The following is a 533-nucleotide window of genomic DNA, read 5'->3' as shown; positions in this document are numbered from 1 at the left end:
TGTCGAATCTAGCAAGTCACAAGGAAGGGGCTGTTAATATGAATTCAAAAGAACAAAAGAAGTTGGCAACTACTAGAGAACTAATGAGGAATGCTAAAGAACAAACTGATTTACCTTCTGAGTTAGAACAAGACTTAGAGAATTTAGAATTACAACGACGAATGAAACAATTAGAGTTAGAAAGTAAGTTCCTAAAAAACCAGAACGATGAACTAGTTTAATTTACAGCACCCGTTCAGAGGTGCTTTTTCAACATTTTAACACTTTTACGTCAGAATCCCCTATCTATGATCAATGCGTATTTGTCTACGTTTCGCACTTTGTTTATGACAAAATCCCCCTACCTTTTTGGAGCAAAACATGTTATAATACGTTTAACCAATACTTTAATTTCGAAAAAGGGTGCGTTTCTTAAAGGAAACGCACCCTTTTTTATTATAATTTACGCAGGCTGAATGTTATTTTCCAAGTCATTATCGTTTTTCTATTAAATAGCTGAGATATGATATAATGAGAATATCTTTCGATTTCAA

At 33.2% G+C, this 533-nt stretch carries 1 protein-coding gene; it reads left to right on the top strand.

The genetic code is table 11. From position 1 onward, the window contains the following. The coding region (locus ACSMFO_RS40240) for a hypothetical protein (RefSeq protein ID WP_436462553.1) at positions 1–221 on the top strand (221 nt) is incomplete at its 5' end. Positions 222–533: the final 312 nt, after the last annotated feature.

Origin of the sequence: Amycolatopsis sp. w19 (genome assembly GCF_051373225.1) — a bacterium.
In the GTDB taxonomy this organism is placed as follows: Bacteria; Actinomycetota; Actinomycetes; order Mycobacteriales; family Pseudonocardiaceae; genus Amycolatopsis; species Amycolatopsis japonica.
Note: the sequence above shows the minus strand (reverse complement) of the source record. Positions and strands in the feature narration are given on the sequence as shown.